The organism is Marinomonas sp. A3A (assembly GCF_018336955.1).
GTDB lineage: Bacteria > Pseudomonadota > Gammaproteobacteria > Pseudomonadales > Marinomonadaceae > Marinomonas > Marinomonas lutimaris.
Genome location: NZ_CP025532.1, coordinates 1623927 through 1641114 on the forward strand (window position 1 = coordinate 1623927; position 17188 = coordinate 1641114).

Sequence of the window (17188 nt, forward strand, 5' to 3'; positions counted from 1 at the left end):
CATTTGGCTATCCTAATACGCTAGTAGCGTATCTTTGTGTTGATCAAAATAAATAAGAGTGTTCTTTACGGCACGAACCACGGCACGAGGTGTGATCGTTGCACCTGTGAATTGGTCAAAATCGCCACCGTCTTTTTTCACGCCCCAGCCTTTTAGGTCTGGATTATCTAACGATTTGTTGGCAAAGCTTAATATCCATTTGGACTTTTTAAGATCCACCTTGTCGCCAAGCCCAGGTGTTTCTTTGTGGCTAATGACTCGGCTACCAGTGACTACGCCGTTTTTATCAATGGCAACGAGCATGTCTAAATTGCCGTTATAGCCGCGCGGTGCGATGGTCTCGAAAATGATGCCAGAGACTTCGCCATTCTTACGGGCGATGTGGATTTTTATACCTTCTTCGCTACCTAATAAAGGATCGGCTGGCAAAATGGCAGTGTCTTTGGTTAAGTCGTTATCGTATAAATTGGCTGGCAAGATTTCGTTAAAAGCAGAAATTTGCGCATCCAAAATATTGTTCTTAATGGTGTGATCTGTCAGCTGATGGGTGATGGCAATGAGGCCAGCAGTCAACACTGCGAAGATAGCCAAACCAAGACTATTACGACGAATAGAGGCGAACAATTCCATTAGTTATCCTCCCCAATTTTTAAGCCGGTTTTGGCTTTTTTATGGCCGTAGGTTCTGGGTTGTGTGTAGTAATCGATTAATGGTGCCGCGAAGTTCATTAGCAATACGCCAAACGCCACACCATCAGGGTAACCGCCCCAAGAGCGAATGATGTAAATCAAGATGCCAATGCCCGCGCCATAAATCAGTTTGCCGCGATTGCTGGTGCAAGAAGACACAGGATCGGTAGCAATAAAAAAGGCACCAAACATGGCGGCGCCAGTGGTTAGGTGGAAAAATGGCGTTGCCGTGTTGCTAGGATCAAATAAATGGAATGCGCCAGACATTACTAACAAAGCACCTAACAATGCCACAGGCGTGTGCCAAGTAATAATACGCAACCAAATCAGAGCAAGACCACCCACAAGGTAAGCCAAGTTCACCCAAAGCCAACTGTTTAGGCTTGGGCCTTGTAGCGCTGCAATGCTGTTAAAAGCTGCTTGGGTGTCTAATAAATCTTTGTGTTTGAAGCCATCTAATGGCGTTGCCATGGTGTAGCTATCGATCACGGGTAAGTGATGGAAGATTGCCTGCAAGCTTTGCATGAAAGACACGGTTTCACCGGCGGTTACCATGTCTTGCACACCAAGCCATTGGCTCATTGGCACAGGAAAAGACACCAATACAATTGCATAACCGACCATGGCGGGGTTGAATGGGTTATTGCCCAAGCCGCCATAAAGCTGTTTGGCAAAAATAATAGCAAAGGCGACTGCTGTCACGGTTACCCACCAAGGCACAACGGGAGGAAGCGCCACGCCTAACAGTACCGCTGTTAATAGCGCACTGTAATCTTTCAAGAAGAAGCCGACAGAGCGACGACGAATCGCCAAAATAGCCGCTTCACTTAATAGTGCCGTGATGCAGGCAATCATTAGGTTGATTAGCGTGCCCCAGCCAAATAACCAAGTTTGCACCACAATACCTGGAATGGTCGCTAAAATGACCATCTGCATCACCCAAGAGGTGCGACGTCCTGCACGTTGAGTGTGGGGGGAGGTGATCCTCAATAATGCCATTTAACGATTCTCTTGCATGTTGGTTTGCGAATGAATAAGTTTTTCTAACAAGATTTCGGCGCTTTGCAAGCGTTGCTCAGTAGCGGTAATCTCTTGGTTAATACTGTCTGCGTCTTCTGGCGTACTTTCTAAACGCTTATTCAATTTGTTGATTTGTGCTTTGGCCAAGGCAACGGCGATTTTTTCTTTTTTAATCTGCGTCGCTAAATCCATTTCTGGTTCTACTTTGGCTTCGCTGTCAGCAGCCGCTGTTTTCTCTACAGGCGTAGAAACGGAAGTAGCTGATGTGCTTTCTTCTGCTTCAAGCGCGGCTAGCTTTTGTTGTGCTTCAATGAGCTTTTTAGGCCACTCCGATGCTTCTATCTCGCTTTCGTCTTTGCCTTGGTCTTTTAAAAGCTGAATATTTTTCTCGGCTTTCTTGATACCGGCCTTAGCAATAGCTAGGTCTATCTTGCGTTTTTTAGCGGCATCTGCATCGACGTTTTCCGTGGCTACTGGTGCGGCTGGCGCACTGGCTTCTGTTGTCGCAGGAGATTTAGTAGTTTCTGCTGCTTGTTCTTTCTCAAGTACGGCGAGTTTATCCTGTGCTTCTTTTAGTTTGCTTGGCCATTCAGAAGCATTGATTTCAGCTTCGTCTTTGCCTTGCTCTTTTAGAAGCTGAATATTTTTCTCGGCTTTTTTAACGCCTGCTTTGGCAATGGCAAGATCGATCTTACGTTTTTTGATCGCGTCGGCATCAAAGTTGGTCGCAGGTTCTGCTTTAGCTGACGTTGACTCTGCTTTTTGCATAACGGCTTCTGGGTTAGCTAAAGCTTTTTCTAGTTCATCAGCTCTTTGCTGGGCTTCTTGTAATTGCTGGCGAATCGCTTCGATTTCAGGTGCGTTTATTTCTTCAGCCTTCTTCAAGGCTTTCTCGACTTTTTTCACCGCCGCTTTGGCGATGGCAGCATCGATTTTTAGCTTTTTCAATTCATCACTAATCACGGCTTTTGGTTCAGCTGCTGCCGTATTTGCGCTTGGCTGAGTGTTTTCACTTAGCTTGCTGACTGTGTCTTGCGCGGCTTTTAGATCGGTTTCAAAAGTGCTGATCTTGTCTTTCAGCTCTTGATCATCTGGTGTTTCGCTAAGCTGCTTTTGTAGTTTCTTCAGTTTCACGCCAATCAAGGCTACATCGACTTTGGCTTTTTTCAGCTCGTCGCTAACCGGCGCAGGGCTTGCCTTGGCGGTATTTTCTACTGGAGCGACAGGCGCCGCGCTAGGAACTTGCGCAAGCTGCTCTTCTAGTGATGCGATAGTTTTTTCTTGATCAGTGACTTGCAGTTGCAAGTTGTTGATCTCTTCCACGTGTTCGTTTTCTTGCGCTTCAAGCAGCTGCTTTTGCAGCTTCTTCAATTTGGATTTGCCAATGGCGATATCGACCTTGAGCTTTTTCGATTCGTCATTGCTTGCTGGCGCAGCAGCGGCCGTTGGAGCCGCTTTTGCTGGTGCGGCTTTTTTCGCATCGGTTGCTTTGCTTGATGTCGCTTTTTGACGAGCAAGACGCTTCGCTTCTTTTTCAGCGGCTTCTGCGTCTTGACGAGCTTTACGCGCTTCAAAACGTTGCTTGGCTAAGTCAGATTTCACATTGGCTTCGCGAGCTTCACGGATGCTGCTCTTGCTGTGACGGTAATATTGCACCAGCGGAATGCTGCTTGGACAAACATAAGAGCAAGCGCCACATTCGATGCAATCAAACAAGTTGTGGTGTTCGGCTTTTTCGAACTCTTGGCTTTTGCTGAACCAAAGCAATTGCTGAGGTAGCAAACTAGCAGGGCAGGCTTGTTCACACATGCCGCAACGAATGCAGGCTTGTTCAGGTGCTGGTGGCGGAAGTTCTTTTTTGCTGGCCGCTAAGATGCAGTTGCTGGTTTTAACAATCGGCACAGCCGCTGAATCTAAGGTGTAGCCCATCATTGGGCCGCCCATGATCAGACGGCTGAGTTTTTTCTGTTCAGAGTCGGCGTAATCCAATAAATGCGCAACTGGTGTGCCAAGTAGCACTTCGACGTTTTGCGGATTTTTTAGTGCGTCACCGGTCAATGTGGTGAAGCGTGAAATCAAAGGCTTACCCAGTGTGATAGCGTCGTGAACCGCAACACAGGTACCGACGTTTTGACACAAAATACCGATGTCCGCTGGATATTGACCGCTTGGGACTTCTTTGCCCGTTAATAGCTGGATTAATTGTTTCTCGCCACCAGACGGGTATTTAGTCGGCACCACGGCAAGTTGAATCTTGCTATTGCGCTTGGTGAGTAGCGACTTTAGTGCGGCGATGGCAGTCGGTTTATTGTCTTCAATACCAATGACAACGTTATCGGCTTCTACAAGATGTTGAAGTATCTCGATGCCTAAAATCAATTCTAGCGTTTTTTCACGGATCAGCATGTCATCGGCGGTGATGTAAGGTTCACATTCTGCCGCGTTAATAATGAAGTGCGTTAGCGGGTTTTTGTGTGCACCTTGTAATTTTACTTGAGTTGGAAAGCCTGCGCCGCCCATGCCGATGATGCCCATTTCAGACAAATACGCCAGCACGTCAGTTTTGCTAATGTCTTGCCAATTGCTTAATGGTTCAAGTTTTGTCCAGGTTTCATTACCGTCTGGGATGAGGATAATACAAAGGTCGCTTAAACCAGATGGATGGGCAATTAGGCGCTCTTCAATAGCAGCAATGGTGCCAGAGGTTGGTGCATGTAAAAAGCTGCTTAAAAAGCCATTGTTAATTGCAATGGTTTCGCCTTTTAGTACCTTGTCACCCACTTTTACTAGAGGGCGAGAGCTTTGACCAATATGTTGTCCAAGCGGCAAAATAAGCTCACTCGGTAGGCTTGGTCTGCCCAAAGGTAATTGCAAAGATTGCGCTTTGTTTTCCTGTGGATGAATGCCGCCGTGAAAAGAAAAAACGTTTGCTGTTTGCATGTTTACTGCTGACATTAGTGTGCAACCTCCGCTTGGCGGTCGGTGGCAATAATGTTTAACGAGGTTGCCGCGATACCCTGCGGTTTGTCCCAAGACCAAGTTTTCGCTGTCACGCCTACTTCTACCATATCAATACAATCTACAGGACAAGGCTCGACACAAAGGTCGCAGCCTGTGCATTCGTCCGCTATGACGGTGTGCATTTGCTTTGCTGCACCTAAAATCGCGTCTACAGGGCAGGCTTGAATGCACTTGGTGCAGCCGATGCACTCGTCTTCACGAATGACAGCCACACGCTTTGCGCTTTCTGCACCGTGATCGCCATCTAACGGAACCGCTTCTACATCCAATAAGTCGGCTAAGGCTTGGATTGTTGCTTGTCCGCCTGGTGGGCAATGGTTAATGGCTTCGCCGTTCGCAATGGCTTCTGCATAAGGGCGACAACCTGGATGACCGCATTGGCCACACTGGGTTTGTGGAAGAAGAGCATCGATTTGGTCAACAATTGGATCGCCTTCCACGTGAAAGCGTACATTGGCATAACCCAAGATTGCGCCGAAAATAAGCGATAAAAGTACTAAGATGCCGATAGCGAGTAAAACAGTAAACATCGTCTGGCTCCTAAATCTGCACGAGGGCGGTGAAGCCCATAAAAGCGAGAGCCATAAGACCTGCGGTAATCATACCGATGGCAGAGCCTTTAAAAACAGTCGGTACATCTGCAACGTTAATTCGTTCGCGCATAGCAGAGAACAGAATCAATACGAAGGAGAAACCCACCGCAGCGCCAAAGCCGTAAAGGATAGATTCAACAAAGCCGTTTTGTTTGCTGATGTTTTGCAGTGCCACACCCAAAACCGCACAGTTTGTGGTGATCAAGGGTAAGAAAATCCCCAATACGCGATAAAGCAGAGGGCTGGTTTTATGGACAACCATTTCGGTGAACTGTACAACCACCGCAATCACCAAAATAAAGGAAATGGTTTGCAGGTATTCAAGTCCAAATGGCTGAAGTATGTAGGTATAAGTGAGATAGCTACATAGGCTAGACAATGTCAAAACAAAAGTCGTGGCCATCGCCATGCCAATAGAGGTTTCTAGTTTCCCAGACACGCCCATGAAAGGGCATAGGCCCAGAAACTGTACCAATACAAAGTTGTTAACCAAAATGGTACTGACCAGTATCAGGAGATATTCAGTCATCTCAAATCCAAAGTATGTGGTGAATATTGTGTGGTTTTAGACACCTTTAGACAAAAGTATCTTTGAGCGTAACTATACCAATCTGCTTATAACTAACAAGACTAAAGCTTTTGTATTTCTAGTCCGATTTAGTATATAGATAATAAGTTATGCTTATATAAGTTCGATTTATGTTTCTTTATTAATGCCAATGCCCACCTTATTAAGAATGTTTCTTATTAACTAAGGTGAGCATTGGTTTCTCATGCAATTTTTAGAGCTACCAAGAGGTGCTCTGTTGTTTGCTGAATAGTTGTTACATCACGCGTTGGCCTGGTTTCGCACCTGCATGAGGTTCTAGTAGGTAAATGTCTTCACCACCAGGACCAGCCGCCAATACCATGCCTTCTGACATGCCAAACTTCATTTTGCGTGGTGCAAGGTTAGCAACCATGACAGTATGTTTGCCTTCTAAGTCTTCTGGCTTATAAGCTGACTTGATACCAGAGAACACGGTGCGAGTTTCGCCACCGATATCTAAAGTCAGTTTTAGCAACTTATTGGCTTTTTCAACGTGCTCAGCTTTAACGATCAAAGCAATGCGCAAATCTACTTTAGCGAAGTCATCAAAGTTAATTTCCGCTTCAATAGGTTCTTTGCTTAGTTCCGTTTCTACTTGAGTCGGTTGAGCGGCTGCTTTCGCTGCGGCTTCTGCCGCCGCTTCTAGCTTGCCTTCTTCGATAATGGCATCGATTTGAGTTTGCTCAATACGACCCATTAGCGGTTTAAAGGTATTCACCGTACGACCAAACAACAATTCGCTGCGGTTGTCCCAAGTTAGTTCTTTGCCAAGGAAAGCTTCAGCCTCTGCCACCATGTTTGGCATAACTGGTTTCAAATAAGTAGCCAAGATGCTGAATAAATTCAAGGCAACAGTACAAACGTCTTGAACTTTCGGTAATGTCGCTTCATCTTTTGCCAATACCCAAGGTGCTTGCATGGCAATGTATTCGTTTGCCATATCAGCAAGACGCATCACTTCACGAATTGCTTTACCGTATTCACGGCTTTCAAAGTGATCAGCAATCACTTCACCAGCATCGATGAAAGATTGAATCATTTCCGCTTCGCTCACTTCACTGGCTAATTGACCGTCGAATTTCTTGCTGATGAAGCTCGCTGTGCGGCTAGCAATGTTAACCACTTTGCCAACAACGTCAGAGTTAACGCGTTGTAAGAAATCACCTAAGTTAAGATCGATATCGTCAACACGAGAGTTTAGTTTGGCTGCGTAGTAGTAACGCAAGTATTGCGGATCCAAATGCTTCAAGTAAGTGCGGGCTTTAATAAAAGTACCGCGTGACTTAGACATTTTTTCGCCGTCAACGGTTACATAGCCGTGTGCGTTCACCGCTGTCGGTGTGCGGTAGCCTGCACAGTCCAACATCGCAGGCCAGAACAAAGCGTGGAAATTGATGATGTCTTTACCGATGAAGTGGTAAAGCTCAGCGTCAGAGTCTTTGCCCCAGTAATCATCAAACTCTAAACCTTCCGTACGATCACACAGGTTTTTAAAGCTCGCCATGTAACCAATCGGTGCGTCTAGCCAAACGTAGAAATATTTGCCCGGCGCATCTGGGATTTCAAAACCAAAGTAAGGTGCATCACGGCTGATGTCCCACTCTTTTAGGCCAGAATCCAACCATTCAGATAGCTTGTTAGCCACTTGCTCTTGCAAGGTGCCGCTGCGCGTCCATTTTGCTAGGAAGTCTTGGAAATCTGGCAATTTGAAGAAATAATGCTCAGAGTCTTTTTCAATCGGCGTCGCACCAGAGTAAACAGAGCGCGGATTGATCATTTCCATTGGCGTGTAAGTGGCAGAACAGACTTCACAGTTGTCGCCGTATTGATCTTCTGCTTTACACTTAGGACAAGTTCCCTTAATGAAACGATCCGCAAGGAACATCTCTTTTTCAGGGTCGTACGCTTGCACGATAGAACGAACAGCGATTTTGCCATTGTCACGAAGGGCTTTGTAGATGCTGTTTGAGAATTCGCGGTTTTCTTCAGAATGCGTTGAATGGTAATTATCATATCCAATCAAAAAGTCGTTAAAGTCCGCCATGTGTTCTTGGCGAACACCCTCGATCAACTCTTCTGATGTGATGCCATTTTGCGCAGCTTTGATCATAATCGCCGTGCCGTGAGCGTCATCCGCACACACTGCTGTACAAAGATGGCCGCGCATTTTTTGAAAACGCACCCAGATATCTGTTTGGATGTGTTCCAGCATATGCCCCAAATGGATAGAACCATTGGCATAAGGAAGGGCGCTGGTGACTAAAATTTTGCGTTGCGTTTGTGCCATTTTTGATAAGCCTGCTGGATTAAAAAAGGTCGGGTATTCTATCAATAATTAGGCGTAGATGACGAATAAATAAAGCGCCTAAAGGATAGATAGTCTAAGAAAAGCGACATTATAAGACCCAATCATCCATGTGCAAGAGCTTGTCTTCTTCCATAGCTCTGCTTTTCTGGTTTCTGGGCTTGCTTTTCTGCAATTTGCCCCCAAACTTGGCTCAACATTAAAAGATTTACATTACGCCTTACAAGGATCCCCCTATGTTAACTGATGCCCAACTACAGGCGACTTTAGAAAACCTTATTGATGATAATAGCGGCCAACCTTATGGTGCTGTTTGGAACGTCGTAGCAGATGATAATCGCGTTCATGTCACCTTGATGCTTGGCTACCCAGCGCAAAAACAACAAGCTCAACTAGAAGACAAGATCAAAGAGCTCTTGGACGATTCTCGCAACTTGGTGCTAGACATCGACTTTCAAGTCAAAAGCCACGCTACTCAAGGCAACATCGCAGGACTAAAAGGCGTGAAGAACATCATTGCCGTAGCGTCAGGTAAAGGCGGTGTGGGTAAATCTACCACCACGGTTAACCTTGCCCTTGCTATGGCAAAAGAGGGCGCTCGCGTTGGTATTCTGGATGCGGATATCTACGGCCCAAGCCAAGGTATGTTGCTCGGCTTCGCCGAAGGTACTCGTCCTCAAGTTCGTGAAGACAAATTCTTTGTGCCGCCAACTGCGTTTGGCGTGCAAGTGATGTCCATGGCATTTCTGACCACTAAAGACACGCCTGTCGCTTGGCGTGGCCCTATGGTGACTGGCGCCTTGATGCAGATCCTAACGCAAACCGATTGGAACGATCTCGACTACTTATTCATCGACATGCCACCGGGCACTGGCGACATTCAACTGACCCTAGCGCAAAAAGTGCCAGTAGCAGGTTCCGTCATTGTGACAACACCGCAAGACATCGCTTTGCTGGATGCTCGTCGCGGAATCGAAATGTTCAACAAGGTAAAAATTCCCGTATTGGGCGTGGTTGAAAACATGTCGACGCATATTTGCTCCAACTGTGGTCATCACGAAGCCATCTTTGGTGACGAAGGCGGCGCGAGCTTAGCGAAAGAATATAACGTCAATGTGTTGGGCAAACTGCCATTAAGCCTAGCGATCCGCGAACAGAGCGACGCTGGCCGACCAATTGTAGTAAATGCACCAGAAAGTGATACCGCAGGCATTTATCAGTCGATTGCACGCAAGCTTGGTGCTACCCTTGCATCCCAACAAGGCTCTGAACAAGGTGAGCAATTTGCCATGCCGACCATTAGCATGAGCGACGATTAAAAAAACACCGAAATTAGAGCGATTTAATAGAAAATTGAGGAAAAGTAATGCGTTTGTGTGACCGAGATATTATTAAAGCCCTAGACGAAGGTTCTATCGTTATCGAACCTCGCCCCGACAACAGCGTTATCAGCGGTGTATCTGTTGATTTACGATTGGGCAACTCGTTTCGCGTCTTTCAAGGTCACCCAGCGCCTTACCTTGACCTAAGTAGCTCTAAAGCCGACTTAAGCAAAGTCATCGAATCCGTCATGAGCGAAGAAATTCTCGTCGAAGACGGCAAACCTTTCTTTATTCATCCGGGCGAACTCGTACTTGGCGTTACCAAAGAATCTGTCACCCTGCCTGATAACCTAGTCGGCTGGTTAGATGGTCGCTCTTCCTTAGCGCGCCTTGGCTTAATGGTTCACGTAACCGCACACCGCATCGACCCAGGTTGGAGCGGCGGCATCGTTCTAGAATTCCTCAACGGCGGCAAACTACCAATCGCCCTAAGCCCAGGCATGACCATCGGCGCCATCAACTTTGAAACCATGTCGGGGTCAGCGGAGCGTCCTTATAACAAGCGTGATAATGCTAAGTATAAAGACCAGACTTCCGCGGTTGGTAGCCGGATTTCAGGTGACAAATCTTAGATCTTTTTAAGATCGACAAGTAAAGAGGCCTCGGCCTCTTTTTTTGTTTTTATAAGGTCAAATAGTTACTTCTCAGCGATTCCTAGTTTGCAAGCTTGGTTCCGCTCTGCTGAGCGGGTAACTTTTGCCAATCGATGCAAAAGTAACCAAAAAATCTTTTATCGGGCTATCGCCCAAACGTCTCTTTCACTCTGTTTAACGTTACATTTAGCAAGACGACTTTTATCGTAAGGCATAGATTGTTTATTTCGTGATAGATGGATTGTCAAACAATGACCCTGAAACTCCATAGGGTCGCGCAACTTCGTCGCGTCGAACTGACTTTTTGGTGATGCCGGTTTTTGTAGGGCGAGATGAGGGAGGTACGACCGTGATCCGCCGTTTTCATCGTACCCGATGCAACTCTTCCCTGCGAAGGAGGCTGTCGTTAAAGCCCGATCATCAGCGATATGTAGGCCGGATGAATCAAGGAACGAAGATGTAATCCGGCACGCCTGATTACGGTCGTGCCTCCCTCATCAGGCCTACAAAACATGCTCGCTATCTTTAGCGACAATCTCGAAGGTGGGAATCAATCATTGACGGTTAATGATGGTGTGTTTATTTAGGCTTAATTTGGTATGTTCTTAGGTTGATAAATGTACAATGTGTTGACATCAAAGCTTGTGATGGAGATACTAAGAATGTAGATGACGTGGTGGTAGAGGCATCCCCACATGAAAAACACCAACCTCATTTGAAGTCGCGGCGGTAGAGGCATCCCCGCAATAAATAGCATCAACCTCAATGGAAGTTCTACTCGAAAAGCCCTTATTTTATAAGGGCTTTTTGTTTTTTATAACAAGGATAGTTATGAAAATCAGGCTGTTAACAGAAGTCTAATATGTCACCATTCAAACGCTTTGTATTCCCAACCTTTTTTCATTTTCTCATGCAGTTGTTCTTCAGGGCTACAAAAAACTAAATGAGCATGCGCACTATTAATTTTTGAGCTAAGCCGCTTATGGAGCGACAGAGAAGAGTAAGTTCTAAAAAACGCATCATCTCATAAGGACTGAGGGAATTTCTTGCCTCGCTGGTCAAATCGCGCTACAAAAGAACAAATGAAGAATCAATATAACGGCGATCAAAGATGATCTGAAGCGGCATAGTCCAGACAGACGCTGGTATTTAGCGAATTATATAACAGGGAAGTCCTACCATGAAAAAAGCAAATCCCCTATATAGACTATAGACCGCAGCCGTTCAACAGTGGGTTATAGCCGCAGCTACGCTGCCGTATAACCCTTAATTGTTAGAAGCCCAAGTATGGAGTCGATTTTGAATTTAGAAGCTTTAAAGGTATTAAGCTCAATCGTTGGTATGATCGGCGGCTTTTTGGGCTTTTTTGTTTTCATCGATAATTACATATTGACATTTAAACCAAGACTAAATATCTCAAACAAGTTGTTTTTCCGCTATAAGGCTGAAGAAAAGCATCCAAACATTCGGGGTAAATCTCTTGAATCTGTCATATTGAAAATTGAGGCTATTAACAGGAGAAACAAAATTGGCCGGATTGATGACTTCGCAGTGAGAGTATATGACTCGGGAGTAACTTTCCCTTCTGAGTATATGCTTTATGCTGAGAATGCACTTGAGCAGTTGCCAAGTAAATCTTCATATTTTGATAAAAGTGAATTTAACTCGTTTTCTCCAGTTTCTATTTTGGGGAGATCAACTAAAAATTTTGTTGTAGAGTTTAAGCCTGAAAAATATATGGGGGTCACCTTGAACCCTGAAGGAAGCTTAAAGCTGGATTTGCTCTATTATCTTCCTGAAAAGGGCTGGAGGTCTGTTGGAACTTTTATGCCCTATTATTTTAAGGGGCATAACGAACAACAAGACCCAAATGGAATCATAGAGTACTCCCTATTAGATAATGCAGTTACAAGGAAAGAGGCTTCCAAGTCATTAAAACAGCCTGAGGTAGGGATTTATAAAGGTATAAGCGGGAAATATATAGGCTTCTATTTAATGAAGCCTGTTTGGGCTATAAAAAATATCGCTGGCTATCCTTTCAAGGTCATTAAATTGATAGGTGCTCTTCTGGAAGCGCTAATCAGACTAATTGCATCTTACTGCATAGTCTTGCCTTTAATTAAGTTGAAATCAAAAACTCTTCCAAGAGTACAATTTCGTCCTGCACGGGCTCATTTGATTGGCGATACAGAGGCGACACTCGAAAAGTGTAGAAATAGTATCGAGAGAATAGCCGAGGCGATAAATTTCAAGGCAGATAGTAAAGCAAAGATTACTATTAGAGATGAAAGCTCTGGCTTCAGTATTCAAAGAGGCAGCTTGGAAGTAAAGTTCTACAAGAGTGGTGACGGCCATATTCGAGCAGACGATACTGGCGGATACCCTCAAATGTTTACTTTCTCGATGGAGTTGGTTGAGTATCCATTTGGTTTTCGTTTGTGGAAAGTGAATAATAAAATTATGACGGTTAGATCAGCATGCATTCATGTCATGGACTCGTTTATCTTGCTTGCCCATTAAGATGCTTCTAACAAGTCAATTAACTACGCGCCTACGGCGCCGGACGCAGCAAAGCTGCGCCGGTTATTGAGGTGTTAATAACCCCTTCGACGCAATCCTGATTGCGCGACCCTATGGAGTTTCCGAGTCATTAACGGAAAGACTCTCTCTAACAGTAAGACTAATCTATGCCTTACGATAAAAGTCGTGTTGCTAGACGTGATGTTAAACAAAGTGAATGAGACGTTTGGGCGATAGCCCGATAAAGAGACTTTTTGGTTACTTTTGTGGATCTGGACAAAAGTTACACGCCCAGCGGGGCGGAATAAAGGTCGGGAATCCAAAGAGTTTGAATGGAAGTGGATAAACTGATTAAGCCCCTTCGACGCAATCCCGATTGCGCGACCCTATGGAGTTCCAGGGTCATTAACGGAAAGACTCCCTCGAACAGCAAGAACAATCTATGCCTTACGATAAAAGTCGTGTTGCTAGACGTGATGTCAAACAAAGTGAATGAGACGTTTGGGCGATAGCCCGATAAAAGATTTTTTGGTAACTTTTGCATCGATTGGCAAAAGTTACCCGCCCAGCAGGGCGGAATAAACTTGCAGCTCAAAGTCATTGAGAAGTAACAAATATACTTGAAGATCCATAGAACAACCCCATCCTCCGCCTTCCCCTTGGAAGACAAAAGGGGAAGGAACTAAGCCCTCGCCCAGCAGGGCGGAATAAAGGTCAGGAATCCAAAGCGTTTGAATGGAATCAGATAAACTAATAAAACCCTTCGACGCAATCCCGATTGCGCGACTCTATGGAGTTTGCAAGTCATTAACGGAAGGGCTCTCTCCAGCAGCATAACCAATCTATGCCTTACGATAAAAGTCGTGTTGCTAATCAGGATGTTAAGCAAAGTGAATGAGACGTTTGGGCGATAGCCCGATAAAGCGAATTTTTGGTTACTTTTGTGTCGCTAGACAAAAGTTACCCGCCCAGCAGGGCGGAATAAAGGTCGGGAATCCAAAGTGTTTGAATGGCACCCAATTTGCTCACTTCCCCACCAATCGTTATTATCCAGCTCATCTAAAATCACTAAGCGCCCCAATCTATGCGTTTACTAAAATCCTCTATCCATCCAAGCCTTGAATCCCTCGATCAATCTTCTTTTTTACGTCTTGCTGCCCGTGGGATTATTCTAAAAGGCGAGGATATTTTGATGCTGTACACCCAGCGTTACGATGATTACACCTTGCCGGGTGGTGGGATTGATGAAGGCGAGAATCAGGTGGAGGGTTTGATCCGTGAGTTAACGGAGGAGACTGGGGCGCGGAATATTCGCAATGTCGAGGCGTTTGGTTTATATGAAGAGTTTCGGCCTTGGAATAGGGATGGTTTTGAGATCATGCAGATGAAGTCTTACTGTTATACCTGTGAGATTGATGAGCAGTTAGGCGAGACGAGTCTGGAAGATTACGAAGTCAAAAACGGTATGAAGCCGGTGTGGATTAATGTCCACGATGCCATTAAGCATAATTTGGATACCATTAAAAACAGCGATAAAAAAGGCATGTCGATTGAGCGGGAAACCTTTTTATTATCTATGATTCGAGATGAGCTGTTGGTTGTTGCAAGCTGTTAGTCTCTGGCTAAAGTTATTAGGATTGAGCATGTTTACTAGAAAACTTTTATACTTATTGGTGTTTATTTTATTGCAGGGGTGTTCAAGCCATATGCCGAATTTAGGTGTTTCTAATGGGAAGTTAGCTGAGTGTCCTCGCTCGCCAAATTGCGTGAGCAGTCAGGCACCGGTCAGTGATAAGCATTACATTGAGCCTATTGTGTTGAAAGGTTCCAATGTGTCTGCCCATGATAAGGTGTTGGCGGTACTGGAGTCTTCGAAACGCACTAAGGTTGTGGTGAATGAAGAGAATTATATCCACGCTGAATTTACATCCTTGGTGTTTCGTTTTGTGGACGATGTGGAGTTCTTATTTTCGCAAGAGCGTGATGGAGAAGTGGTTGTCGATATTCGCTCGGCGTCTCGAGTTGGGCATTCCGACTTTGGCGTGAATCGAAAACGTATGGAAGACATTCGCGGCAAACTTAATAAGTAGGCTGGTCGGTTATTGATTTGAAGGCGCTCTGTATATTCTGTAGAGCGCCTTTTTTATCAGGTCACAGTGTTTGTGAATGTTTCACTTCGTATTCGATGTTTTGACGCAGGTCGTTTGGTAAGTGTAGGGCGTCGCCTAGACGATCTAGGTAGCGGCGTTCTTCGTCGGTATCGATATCGATTGCGAGCATAGAAACGAGGTAAATCTCTGCCGATTGTGCTTCATTTTCAGACAGGCGTGCGATTGCGATTGGGTCGCTGGTTGCTCGTAGTTGCTCTATTAGAAATTTTTGTTCTTCTGCGCTGATACCTAGGTCATTGATTTCTTGTTCGATTCGGGCGCGTTCGGTCGCATCGATATGACCATCGGCTTTGGCGGCGCTGATCATGGCTTTTATTAGAATGATGTATGTATTTTGTGTCTGTTTGCTTGGCTTCTCTTCAGCGAGGTCGAAGATGCTACCAGCGGGCGCTTCGGGTATGGTAGTGGATGAGTCGAAGCTCTGATTAGGCTCAAGGTTAGTTATTTGTGTCGTGGTTTTGTCCTCTTTGTGAGCGCGCCAAGCTTTGTAAGCCATTCCGCCGATTGCGGCCATGCCACCGTATTTGATGGCTTTACCGCCCATTTTACGGGCTTTTTTGTTCGTTAATAACATGGCGGCTAATCCGCCAGCGGCTGCACCGCCCATTAGACCACCGGGCATAGAGCCAGATTTTGCTTTGGTGACGGCTTTGCCAATTCCTGAGCCTGTAGAGCCCATAATGCTGCTTAACAATGAGTTGATATTCACGATTGAGAATCTCCTATTAATTTATTGGTTAATTGATCAGACTGAATAAGCATGGGAGAGTTCATCTTTGGCTGTTTTGTTCCCTTTCTTTTACTCTTTAATTACGCTATTGAAAGGGGATAAATCTATGACTTGTTTGAGCTATTTATGTCGAAAAATGTGTTGATGGTTAGTGGGGAAGCGTGTTTAGTTTCCCGATGGGTGGTGAGTTGAAATGATTTATGTGTTTTCTATTTATGGCTTTCTTAGCCTAATCACTTTTTGTGTCTATGGTCTCGATAAGTCCGCGGCAAAGCGTGGCAAGCAGAGGGTTAGAGAATCGACTTTGCATTTGTTGTCACTGTTTGGTGGTTGGTTCGGTGCTCTGTTGGGGCAGAAGGTGTTTCGTCATAAGACGAAGAAGATGCGTTTTCTGGCGGTGTTTTGGCTGACGGTTGTGGTGAATGTCTCTGTAATAAGTTATGCCATTTATTTTTTCAATTCTCTTGATGTTGGTTAATCTCGTTACGTTATGTAATTGGCGTAGGTTTTTTATTCAAAAACCATAGATAATAATTACTTAGATAGCAGCGCTAGATAGAGCGCTTTATTGGGTTGTCTTCTACAATCCATGAATGGCACTGATTTTTTATCTTTGGGTGTAATGTTTTATGAAAAACAATGAACTAGCCATTAGCCTTGCCGATGTGATGGAGCTGATGCTCGATGCGGTTTGTGTTGTTGATCGTGATGGAGGTTTCGTTTTTGTTAGTGCGGCTTTTGAGGATATGTTTGGCTACGCGCCCCATGAAGTGATTGGCAAGCCTATGGTCAATATGGTTTATCCAGATGATAGGGAAAGAACGCTAAGCATCGCAGAGTCTGTTGTTGATGGTCACATGCTACCTCGCTTTGAGAATCGTTGGGTGCGTAAAGATGGTAAGGTGGTGAATGTTCTGTGGTCGGCTAGGTGGTCGGAAGAGCACCAGGTGAGAATTGCGGTTGCTCATGACATTACTGAGCGTAAGGAAATGGAGGCTCAGTTGCTTTACGCAGCGGGCCATGATGATTTGACGGATTTACCTAATCGTACTTTGCTTTTGGATCGTTTGCAGGCGTCGCTAACCTTGGCGGAGCGTGAGCAGGCAGGTTTATCTGTTTTGTTTATTGATATTGATGGCTTTAAAGATATCAATGATGGTTATGGTCATGCGGTTGGTGATTTGTTGTTACAGCAAATTGCCAAAAGATTAGGGGCTTGTGTTCGTAAGTCAGATACGGTTGGGCGTCTTGGCGGCGATGAGTTTTTAATTATTTTAAATAAAGTGAGTAATACGGAAAGTGCTACTCTGGTTGCTGAGAAGATTCGTGCAATGTTAGCTGAGGCTTTTGTGATTGAAGGTTCTTCTTTGCTCGTTTCTGCCAGTATTGGTGTTGCCCGTTATCCTGAAAACGGTAAAGAGCCGTTGGATTTGGTGCAGTCTGCTGACCATGCTATGTATCAAGCCAAAAACTATGGCGGTGATAAGGTTGTTTTGACGGCTTCTTAGGTTTTTTTGCTTGGGGATGTGCTTTGGGTTATTGAGCACTTTTCATCGAAAAGGTAATATCCTTGTT

Annotated in this window: 14 protein-coding genes; 7 read left to right on the top strand and 7 right to left on the bottom strand. The window is 45.1% G+C overall.

Going from position 1 to position 17188, the window contains the following annotated elements; genetic code table 11:
• Nucleotides 1-12: 12 nt before the first annotated feature.
• From rsxG to metG, 6 genes are all read right to left on the bottom strand, one after another.
• A complete protein-coding gene (gene rsxG, locus CYL31_RS07580) occupies nt 13-630 on the bottom strand; it encodes an electron transport complex subunit RsxG (RefSeq protein ID WP_212918322.1) in 618 nt (205 codons plus the stop codon).
• The gene (rsxD, locus tag CYL31_RS07585; RefSeq protein ID WP_212918323.1) at nt 630-1688 is read right to left on the bottom strand and encodes an electron transport complex subunit RsxD; all 1059 of its coding nucleotides are present in this window, start codon (nt 1686-1688) and stop codon (nt 630-632) included. The genes rsxG and rsxD overlap by 1 nt, the downstream gene beginning before the upstream one ends.
• Complete coding sequence (rsxC, locus tag CYL31_RS07590) at nt 1689-4664, bottom strand: electron transport complex subunit RsxC (RefSeq protein WP_249411731.1); 2976 nt, start codon at nt 4662-4664, stop codon at nt 1689-1691.
• Nucleotides 4664-5260 carry an electron transport complex subunit RsxB gene (gene rsxB, locus CYL31_RS07595; protein ID WP_100187299.1) on the bottom strand — a complete coding sequence of 199 codons (597 nt, stop codon included), beginning with the start codon at nt 5258-5260 and terminating at the stop codon, nt 4664-4666. Before rsxB ends, rsxC begins: the two co-directional genes overlap by 1 nt.
• A 10-nt stretch (nt 5261-5270) precedes the next feature.
• Nucleotides 5271-5852 carry an electron transport complex subunit RsxA gene (gene rsxA / locus CYL31_RS07600; protein WP_012069258.1) on the bottom strand — a complete coding sequence of 194 codons (582 nt, stop codon included), beginning with the start codon at nt 5850-5852 and terminating at the stop codon, nt 5271-5273.
• A 295-nt stretch (nt 5853-6147) separates the two neighbouring features.
• Nucleotides 6148-8199: a methionine--tRNA ligase gene (metG, locus tag CYL31_RS07605; RefSeq protein WP_212918324.1), complete on the bottom strand. Its 2052-nt coding sequence runs from the start codon at nt 8197-8199 to the stop codon at nt 6148-6150.
• A 254-nt stretch (nt 8200-8453) separates the two neighbouring features.
• On the opposite strand from metG, the gene apbC reads away from it, so the two are divergent.
• From apbC to CYL31_RS07630, 5 genes are all read left to right on the top strand, one after another.
• Entirely contained in the window at nt 8454-9536 is a 1083-nt protein-coding gene (apbC, locus tag CYL31_RS07610) for an iron-sulfur cluster carrier protein ApbC (protein WP_212918325.1), read from the top strand.
• A gap of 47 nt (nt 9537-9583) precedes the next feature.
• The gene (dcd, locus tag CYL31_RS07615) at nt 9584-10171 is read left to right on the top strand and encodes a dCTP deaminase (protein WP_212918326.1); all 588 of its coding nucleotides are present in this window, start codon (nt 9584-9586) and stop codon (nt 10169-10171) included.
• 1320 nt (nt 10172-11491) lie between these two features.
• Entirely contained in the window at nt 11492-12712 is a 1221-nt protein-coding gene (locus CYL31_RS07620) for a hypothetical protein (protein WP_212918327.1), read from the top strand.
• Between the two features lie 1084 nt (nt 12713-13796).
• A complete protein-coding gene (locus tag CYL31_RS07625; protein ID WP_100187309.1) occupies nt 13797-14327 on the top strand; it encodes an NUDIX hydrolase in 531 nt (176 codons plus the stop codon).
• A gap of 28 nt (nt 14328-14355) precedes the next feature.
• On the top strand, nt 14356-14802 hold the full coding sequence (locus CYL31_RS07630) for a DUF1499 domain-containing protein (RefSeq protein WP_212918328.1): 447 nt from the start codon (nt 14356-14358) through the stop codon (nt 14800-14802).
• A 61-nt stretch (nt 14803-14863) separates the two neighbouring features.
• Here the strand turns inward: CYL31_RS07630 and CYL31_RS07635 are convergent, their stop codons facing one another.
• Nucleotides 14864-15592, bottom strand: a complete 729-nt coding sequence (locus CYL31_RS07635) for a tellurite resistance TerB family protein (RefSeq protein ID WP_212918329.1) — start codon at nt 15590-15592, stop codon at nt 14864-14866.
• 214 nt (nt 15593-15806) lie between these two features.
• Between CYL31_RS07635 and CYL31_RS07640 the strand changes: the two genes are divergently transcribed.
• Together CYL31_RS07640 and CYL31_RS07645 are read left to right on the top strand one after the other, a co-directional pair.
• Entirely contained in the window at nt 15807-16091 is a 285-nt protein-coding gene (locus tag CYL31_RS07640) for a DUF1294 domain-containing protein (RefSeq protein ID WP_212918330.1), read from the top strand.
• A 151-nt stretch (nt 16092-16242) separates the two neighbouring features.
• On the top strand, nt 16243-17121 hold the full coding sequence (locus CYL31_RS07645) for a diguanylate cyclase domain-containing protein (RefSeq protein ID WP_212918331.1): 879 nt from the start codon (nt 16243-16245) through the stop codon (nt 17119-17121).
• The last annotated feature ends 67 nt before the right edge of the window (nt 17122-17188 follow it).

Bases quoted from the DNA above. Each gene is read 5' to 3' on its own strand.
- CYL31_RS07625 (WP_100187309.1), top strand. From the start codon at position 13,797: ATGCGTTTACTAAAATCCTCTATCCATCCAAGCCTTGAATCCCTCGAT.
- rsxA (WP_012069258.1), bottom strand. From the start codon at position 5,852: ATGACTGAATATCTCCTGATACTGGTCAGTACCATTTTGGTTAACAAC.
- dcd (WP_212918326.1), top strand. From the start codon at position 9,584: ATGCGTTTGTGTGACCGAGATATTATTAAAGCCCTAGACGAAGGTTCT.
- metG (WP_212918324.1), bottom strand. From the start codon at position 8,199: ATGGCACAAACGCAACGCAAAATTTTAGTCACCAGCGCCCTTCCTTAT.
- rsxG (WP_212918322.1), bottom strand. From the start codon at position 630: ATGGAATTGTTCGCCTCTATTCGTCGTAATAGTCTTGGTTTGGCTATC.
- CYL31_RS07630 (WP_212918328.1), top strand. From the start codon at position 14,356: ATGTTTACTAGAAAACTTTTATACTTATTGGTGTTTATTTTATTGCAG.
- apbC (WP_212918325.1), top strand. From the start codon at position 8,454: ATGTTAACTGATGCCCAACTACAGGCGACTTTAGAAAACCTTATTGAT.
- rsxB (WP_100187299.1), bottom strand. From the start codon at position 5,260: ATGTTTACTGTTTTACTCGCTATCGGCATCTTAGTACTTTTATCGCTT.
- CYL31_RS07640 (WP_212918330.1), top strand. From the start codon at position 15,807: ATGATTTATGTGTTTTCTATTTATGGCTTTCTTAGCCTAATCACTTTT.
- CYL31_RS07645 (WP_212918331.1), top strand. From the start codon at position 16,243: ATGAAAAACAATGAACTAGCCATTAGCCTTGCCGATGTGATGGAGCTG.
- rsxD (WP_212918323.1), bottom strand. From the start codon at position 1,688: ATGGCATTATTGAGGATCACCTCCCCCCACACTCAACGTGCAGGACGT.
- rsxC (WP_249411731.1), bottom strand. From the start codon at position 4,664: ATGTCAGCAGTAAACATGCAAACAGCAAACGTTTTTTCTTTTCACGGC.